Below are 6,710 nucleotides of genomic sequence, written 5' to 3' on the forward strand. Positions count from 1 at the left end.
CTGACGGGGCGACAGGTCGCCTGAAAATCAGACAGGGAGACAACTCTAGACAAATAGCCTGAAAAAAGATAGGGTAAAAAAGCTTCTTACCTAAAAAACACTTAAATGATAGCAGAATCATATCATGCCCATTTGTCAAAAAAACTCACACATTCTAACTACTTATTAACAATTTTATTGATTCAAGTAGTGCAATCGATTAAAGAAGTTACATTAGAAAGCATAGCGACAAAACTAGCGATGCCCATTAAATTTGAAAGTAGAAGAAAAAAAATTCAGAGATTTTTATCAGATGATGAATGGAATTTAGATGATATTTGGTTATCCCTAGTAATTGCTTGGATTCAAGGCAATATTAAACAGAATAATGTTGTCTATTTAGCAATAGACCGAACCAAATGGCAATCAAATAATATTTTGATGGTCAGCATGATTTGGCGAAAAAGAGCTATTCCTATTTATTGGAAAATGCTTGACAAACAAGGGAACAGCACATTAGAAAATCAACAATTCGTATTAACGCCAGTATTCGATGCCTTATCAGATTATAAATTGCTCGTGTTAGGAGATCGTGAATTTTGTAGTGTTACCCTCGGAAATTGGCTGAGGGAGAAGAAAGTAGATTTCTGTTTACGACTAAAAAAGAATGTTTGTATCAAGATTGAATCGGAGTTATGGGCTGAACTAAAAATGCTAGGATTAGAGCCAGGAAATAGCTTTTTCAATCAAGAAGTAACAATCAGAAAAACTGCACCCATTACGGGGTTTAATCTAGCAGGTAAGTGGCTGGGTAAATATCGAAATATTACTACAAAAGAACCTTGGTATATTCTGACAAGCTTGGCAGATATACAAGCCGCAGTTGATGCTTATGCAAAAAGATTTGGAATTGAGGAGATGTTCAGAGACTTTAAGGGTGGAGGATATAACCTAGAAAGGACTAATCTCACAGGTGAGCGACTGAGTAAATTATTAATTTTGTTATCACTAGCATACTTGAAGAGTATAATTCAAGGGATAGAAATTAAGTCAAAGCAAGTTCAAGAATATCTAAGTAGAAAAACAGAAAATTATAGAAAATATGCACGTCATAGCACTTTTTATATTGGACTTTGGGGTGAATCATGGGTCGATTCGATGTTTAGTAATTGGCAGGTTGTTGTTGAATTAATGTCTTTGTCTCCACATAAACTACCTAATTACCAACAAGGAATAAGAGCTATGAGGCTTATTCTATCAGCGTTATAAGCGACTTGTCGCCCCGACAGCAGATATCATGCAATAAAAAACTGCTATATGTACGCAATTAAAGGTGAACTAGCAATAAAAATATGCCCGCGTTCGCATCGAAGATTGAAACGCGAGCACAACGATAGCGAGCCATAAGTTGGCGGCTATTTCAGATTGGGGTTTTTCTAACTAAAGGTGTGAATTAGCTTATAAATCAATACGCTTGGGTTAAAAATATTTATTCCTCGGAGATCCCCTAAATCCCCCTTAAGAAGGGGGACTTTGAGTAAGTTCTTGTTCCCCCCTTTTTAAGGGGGGCTAGGGGGGATCGAGCTTAACTGAACCGTATTGGCTTATAAATAGCTAATCTAGGACACGAAAGCTCAATTGAGCGATCTCTTCGCACGCTCTACAGTTTGGTAGTCCTCTCCCCAGAACCCCCAGCATAACCGCCGTAGCTGCTCTCACTTCTGTTGTCCAAGCTCGTTTCCTTCACAAACCCGGTGTAAGCTTCCATTCCGTGTTCGCCGATATCCAAACCTTCAGCCTCCTCTGAAGCAGAAACGCGGATACCCAGCAAAGCTTTGAGTGCCGCCCAAAAAATCGTACTCAGCAGCACGGTCATCCCGCCTACAGAGATTATGCCGACCAACTGCGCCCAGAGTTGACCGAAACCTCCGCCCACAAGCAATCCGGCTGCCGGGCCTGTGGTATAAAGTCCAGTTGTAGGCCCGTCCGCAAACAGCCCAACTGCCAGAGTTCCCCAGATGCCGCAGACTAAGTGAACTGAAGTTGCCCCTACAGGGTCGTCAATTTTCAAGTTGTCGAAGAAAGTGACTGCAAAAACTACCAGGATACCGGCGATCGTGCCGATTATGGCAGAGTTGGGCACGTTGATCCAAGCGCAGCTCGCTGTTACCCCGACTAAGCCTGCGAGGATGCCGTTGATAATCATCGAAAGGTCGGGTTTGCCCAGGTACAGCCAAGCTGTAATCGTTGCAGCAACTCCCCCGAAGGCGCCGGCGGTGTTGGTGGTGATGGCAATGTGGGCGATCGCATTTGGATCGACTGCCATTGTCGAACCGGGATTGAACCCGAACCAGCCCAACCACAGAATCAAACAGCCCAGAGTGGCAATGCTCATATTGTGTCCCGGCATCGCCACAGTATCGCCGTCGCGGTACTTGCCGAGCCGCGGCCCCAAAAATGCCGCTCCCATCAAAGCAGCCCAACCGCCTACCGAGTGAACCACTGTCGAACCGGCAAAATCCCAGAAGCCTGCTTTTGCCAGCCAGCCGCCGCCCCAAATCCAGTGTCCGGTAATCGGGTAAGCAATGCCTACTAGCAGCAAGCTGAAAATTAAGAAGTCAATGAATTTAACTCGCTCTGCAACTGCTCCAGAAACGATCGTGGCAGCAGTTCCGGCAAAAACTAATTGGAAAAAGAATTTAGCGTTGAGGGGCACTCCCGTCCAGTTTAATGAGCTGAAAATGCCTTGATAAGCGTCTCCTGTGGCGGGGCTGTTGTCGGCTACATTCCACAGGAAAAATCCGCCGCTGCTGCCGATAAAACCGTTGCCGTTGCTGAACATTAAGGCAAAGCCGATCGCCCAAAATGCGAGCGTAGAAAGCGCAAAAACAATCAAGTTTTTTGACAGCACGTTGACTGCATTTTTTTGGCGGCAAAAACCGGTTTCCAACATACAGAAACCGGCGTTCATAAAGAAGACTAGCATCCCAGCCACCATGACCCACATGGTATCCATGCCCACCTTAAGGCTGGCTAATTGTTCCTCGGTGGTTGGCGCGGGAGCTGTTTGGGCTACCGCCGCATATCCCCACACCAAGACGATGATTGCTACTATTGGTATGCAGGCTTGCCAACTTGGACTGAGGCGGGCGATCGTCCTTTGTAATTTCTTGAACCTGTTAACTTTGGTCAAAAAGTTAGCTGCTGGCAAATTTAAAGACTCCCGCCTGGCTTGTTTCGACTTTTTCTTTCCGACAGTCATTTTCATCACTTTCACCCTCTTTACGGCTAGTAAGCTCAGCAATATTCGGAAAACTTTCCAATTTTACTACAAAAGTTTAGAGATTATTTGTTCAGATTGAGATAGTTTTGATAGCCTAGCTCTTCTAGTTGATTTTGTTTTTTCATTACTGATTCCGACAAAGTTTTGCGGTACTGCAGGACTCGCTCTAGCAATTCTGGCTGATGAGCTGCTAGTATCTGAACTGCCAGCAAGCCAGCATTCTTAGCGTTGCCGATCCCCACTGTGGCTACGGGTATCCCGGCTGGCATTTGCACGATCGAGTACAGCGAATCTATCCCTTGCAGGTGGCGGCTGGGTACAGGCACGCCAATTACTGGCAAGGGCGTTAAAGATGCTACCATACCTGGGAGGTGCGCAGCTCCCCCGGCACCTGCGATAATGACTTTCAAGCCTCGTTGGTGAGCGGTTTGGGCGTATTCCACCATGCGCGAGGGGGTGCGGTGCGCCGAGACGATCGCCACGGAGCAAGCAACGCTGAATTCTTCGCAAACGGAGATCGCTTCAGACATGGTTGGCAAATCCGAATCGCTACCCATGATAATTCCAACTGTGGGTTCATTCATGCAATTTTCAGATGTGAGATTTCAGATTAATGGTAATTTTAAATTATGACGTTAACTCAAATTTAGATATTTTCTAGCAAAACTGAGGCTCGGAAGCAATTTGGTTACAAGCCACCATGCAGAAAGCAAAAAGCTCCGCATCCTCATAATCCGCCTCCAGATTTATCCCTCGGAGCAAATCTAAAATCTAAAATCTAAAATCTAAAATCTAAAATCTAAAATCTAAAATCTAAAATCTAAAATCTAAAATCTAAAATCTAAAATCGGATGACTGAAGCCACAACCCCAACTGCCGCCCCCACAGATATTCTCAATGCTCGCCTCCCCGGTTGCAAGGATTTGCAGATGCTTGCTGTTGACGAAACGGGAATCATTCAACAAGTTTTGCCGATGGACGCCGTATTTAAACGGATTTGTCCTCCCGATTTGCAAGTGCTTGATGTAGCAGGCGATTGGCTTTCTCTGGGCGGTGTTGACTTGCAGATTAACGGCGCCCTCGGTTTTGCTTTTCCCGATTTAGAAAGCAAGGATAGTGAAATTTTGCCGAAAATTTGTCAATTTTTGTGGAATCAGGGAGTGGATGCTTTTTTGCCGACTTTGGTTACAACTTCGCTGGATAAGTTTAGGCGATCGCTCTCGACTATAGCTGATTATATCCGCACTGTACAAACCACTTCTCCTGCAACAATTCAACCCAAAACAGCGGAAATTCTCGGCGTTCACCTCGAAGGTCCTTTTCTCAACCCCCAGAAGCGAGGAGCTCACCCAATTGAGTTTTTGTTACCGCTAACTATAGAAAATGTCAAGCAAGTTTTAGGAGATTGTGCCGATATTGTCAAAATAATTACTTTAGCGCCGGAGTTAGACAGCACTGGCGAAGTGATTTCCTATTTGCAAAGTTTGGGAATTTCCGTGAGTCTCGGACACTCCCAAGCGACGGCAGAGCAAGCCCAGCAAGCATTTGCTCGGGGAGCTTCAATGGTAACTCACGCTTTTAATGCGATGCCGAGTTTGCACCACCGAGAACCGGGTTTGTTGGGAGCGGCGATTGTTGATCCGGGCGTTAAATGCGGTTTAATTGCTGACGGGAAGCACGTTTCTCCGACAATGATTGATTTTTTGCTGCGCGCTGGCAGGTACGAAAAAGGCGTTTTTTTAGTGAGCGATGCTTTGGCTCCTTTGGGTTTGCCTGAGGGTGTTTATCCTTGGGATTCCCGACAAATTGAAGTCAGAAAAGGTACAGCTTGGGTCAGATTAGATTACCACTCGCCCCTGGAATCTGCTACTTTGGCAGGTACAACTCTGCCGTTGTTGGCGGGAGTGCAGAATTTGGTGAAGTGGGGGATTTGCGACGCCGAAAGTGCGATCGCGCTGGCAACTGAATCTCCTAGAAGTGCGATCAGAATTTCGGGAATTATTGGCAAATCGGCAACTCAATTGTTGCGCTGGAATTTAAATGTGGCGACAAAGGAATTGACTTGGCATCGACTCTTTTAACCTGTTATACCATTCTAGATTAAAGAATTCAAAAATTGAATCATGGGGAATGTGGGACCTGGTATTACCCGATCGATTTGAGATTGGAGATTTGAGATAGGCGGTTTTAATCTAAAATCTTAAATCGCCTATCTCAAATCCCTGGTTGCCAGTTGCGGGTTTTCCGAACCGGATTGCTATATAATATCTAACCGTTGGCAATAACTCAGTAGCAGGCAGATCGATGAATTTGGTAGACGACAAGACTATAGTTAGACAGTATTTTAACTCGACGGGATTCGATCGCTGGCAGCGAATTTACGGCGACGGCAAAGTCAATAAAGTTCAGCTAGACATCCGCACCGGGCACCAGAAAACGGTGGATACAGTCATCGAATGGCTGCAAGCTGACGGCAATTTACCCGGGCTTTGTGTCTGCGATGCCGGCTGCGGTGTGGGTTCTCTGAGCATTCCTCTGGCTGACGCTGGGGCAATTGTTTGCGCTAGTGATATCTCTGAAAAGATGGTAGCAGAAGCTTACGATCGATCGACAGCAGTTCCCGGCAAGCTCTACAACATCTCCTTCGCCGCCCAAGATTTGGAAGCCTTAACCGGCAATTTCCACACAGTGATTTGTTTGGACGTGCTAATCCACTATCCTCAAAATAAGGCTGCAGAAATGATCGCTCACCTAAGTTCGATCGCCGAATCGCGACTAATTCTTAGTTTTGCACCCAAAACTTTAGCACTCACCGCCCTCAAAAAAATTGGTGAACTTTTCCCCGGTCCGAGCAAAACTACCCGGGCTTACCAGCACCGCGAAGCTGATATTATCAAAATCCTAGAAAACAATGATTTTGTTATTAACAGAACAGCGATGACTAGCACTAGCTTTTACTATTCTCGCTTGCTGGAAGCTGTGCGAAAATAGGTGAAAAATATTTGCAAATTCTGAGGCCAGTTTAGAGCGTTTATTGGCGAAGTGGGCCTGGTTTATACAATTTGTTGGTGGGGTGGGGGCGGGTTTATATAATTTGTTGATGGGTGTCAAAAATTTTGACGAACCCGCCCCTTGTACCGCTCATTCAACAGCAAGGTGGAGAATATGTCCCACTGAAAGAAGATGAAATCAAACCGCTGTTAGCTATTCGGGCTGTTCATCAGAAGCGCGAAGTAGATTATGGGGTGAGTGAGGAGCAGATTTTCAATTTTCTTGCAGAAAAAGGTGCTGAGAAAATGCTAGGGGCTAGCAACCCCTTGCTTAGAGAGATTCTTAGCGATCCGTCCTATCAGGTTCCTACCGATCTGATTGAAGATGAACCCGTAACTGTAGCGGAGTCTATTATGGATGACTTATCGGAGTCCGAAGAATTAGATAAGTCGTGCGA

At 45.3% G+C, this 6,710-nt stretch carries 5 protein-coding genes and 1 pseudogene; 4 read left to right on the forward strand and 2 right to left on the reverse strand.

All coding sequences use genetic code 11. The annotated features are described in order from the left end of the window. The first annotated feature begins 105 nt into the window (after positions 1–105). The gene (locus ACUVJL_RS24185) at positions 106–1,248 is read left to right on the forward strand and encodes an IS4 family transposase (protein WP_445248163.1); all 1,143 of its coding nucleotides are present in this window, start codon (positions 106–108) and stop codon (positions 1,246–1,248) included. Positions 1,249–1,639: 391 nt separating this feature from the next. On the opposite strand, the gene ACUVJL_RS24190 is transcribed toward ACUVJL_RS24185, so the two are convergent. After that, positions 1,640–3,241 carry an ammonium transporter gene (locus ACUVJL_RS24190; RefSeq protein ID WP_445248164.1) on the reverse strand — a complete coding sequence of 534 codons (1,602 nt, stop codon included), beginning with the start codon at positions 3,239–3,241 and terminating at the stop codon, positions 1,640–1,642. Positions 3,242–3,324: 83 nt separating this feature from the next. Next, a complete protein-coding gene (gene purE / locus ACUVJL_RS24195) occupies positions 3,325–3,846 on the reverse strand; it encodes a 5-(carboxyamino)imidazole ribonucleotide mutase (protein ID WP_445248165.1) in 522 nt (173 codons plus the stop codon). A 267-nt stretch (positions 3,847–4,113) separates the two neighbouring features. Between purE and nagA the strand changes: the two genes are divergently transcribed. From nagA to ACUVJL_RS24210, 3 genes and pseudogenes are all read left to right on the forward strand, one after another. Continuing rightward, positions 4,114–5,343, forward strand: coding sequence for an N-acetylglucosamine-6-phosphate deacetylase (gene nagA, locus ACUVJL_RS24200; protein WP_445248166.1), 1,230 nt, complete (start codon positions 4,114–4,116; stop codon positions 5,341–5,343). 223 nt (positions 5,344–5,566) lie between these two features. Next, the gene (bchM, locus tag ACUVJL_RS24205) at positions 5,567–6,253 is read left to right on the forward strand and encodes a magnesium protoporphyrin IX methyltransferase (protein WP_445248167.1); all 687 of its coding nucleotides are present in this window, start codon (positions 5,567–5,569) and stop codon (positions 6,251–6,253) included. Between the two features lie 125 nt (positions 6,254–6,378). Beyond that, positions 6,379–6,710 (forward strand): annotated as a pseudogene (locus ACUVJL_RS24210) (hypothetical protein); the annotation flags it as partial.

Origin of the sequence: Microcoleus sp. OTE_8_concoct_300, assembly GCF_031383065.1 — a bacterium.
Lineage (GTDB): Bacteria > Cyanobacteriota > Cyanobacteriia > Cyanobacteriales > Microcoleaceae > Microcoleus.

What these genes read in the sequence shown, in the direction of transcription:
- ACUVJL_RS24190 (WP_445248164.1), bottom strand. Translation starts at nt 3,241, where the DNA reads ATGACTGTCGGAAAGAAAAAGTCGAAACAAGCCAGGCGGGAGTCTTTA.
- nagA (WP_445248166.1), top strand. Translation starts at nt 4,114, where the DNA reads ATGACTGAAGCCACAACCCCAACTGCCGCCCCCACAGATATTCTCAAT.
- ACUVJL_RS24185 (WP_445248163.1), top strand. Translation starts at nt 106, where the DNA reads ATGATAGCAGAATCATATCATGCCCATTTGTCAAAAAAACTCACACAT.
- purE (WP_445248165.1), bottom strand. Translation starts at nt 3,846, where the DNA reads ATGAATGAACCCACAGTTGGAATTATCATGGGTAGCGATTCGGATTTG.
- bchM (WP_445248167.1), top strand. Translation starts at nt 5,567, where the DNA reads ATGAATTTGGTAGACGACAAGACTATAGTTAGACAGTATTTTAACTCG.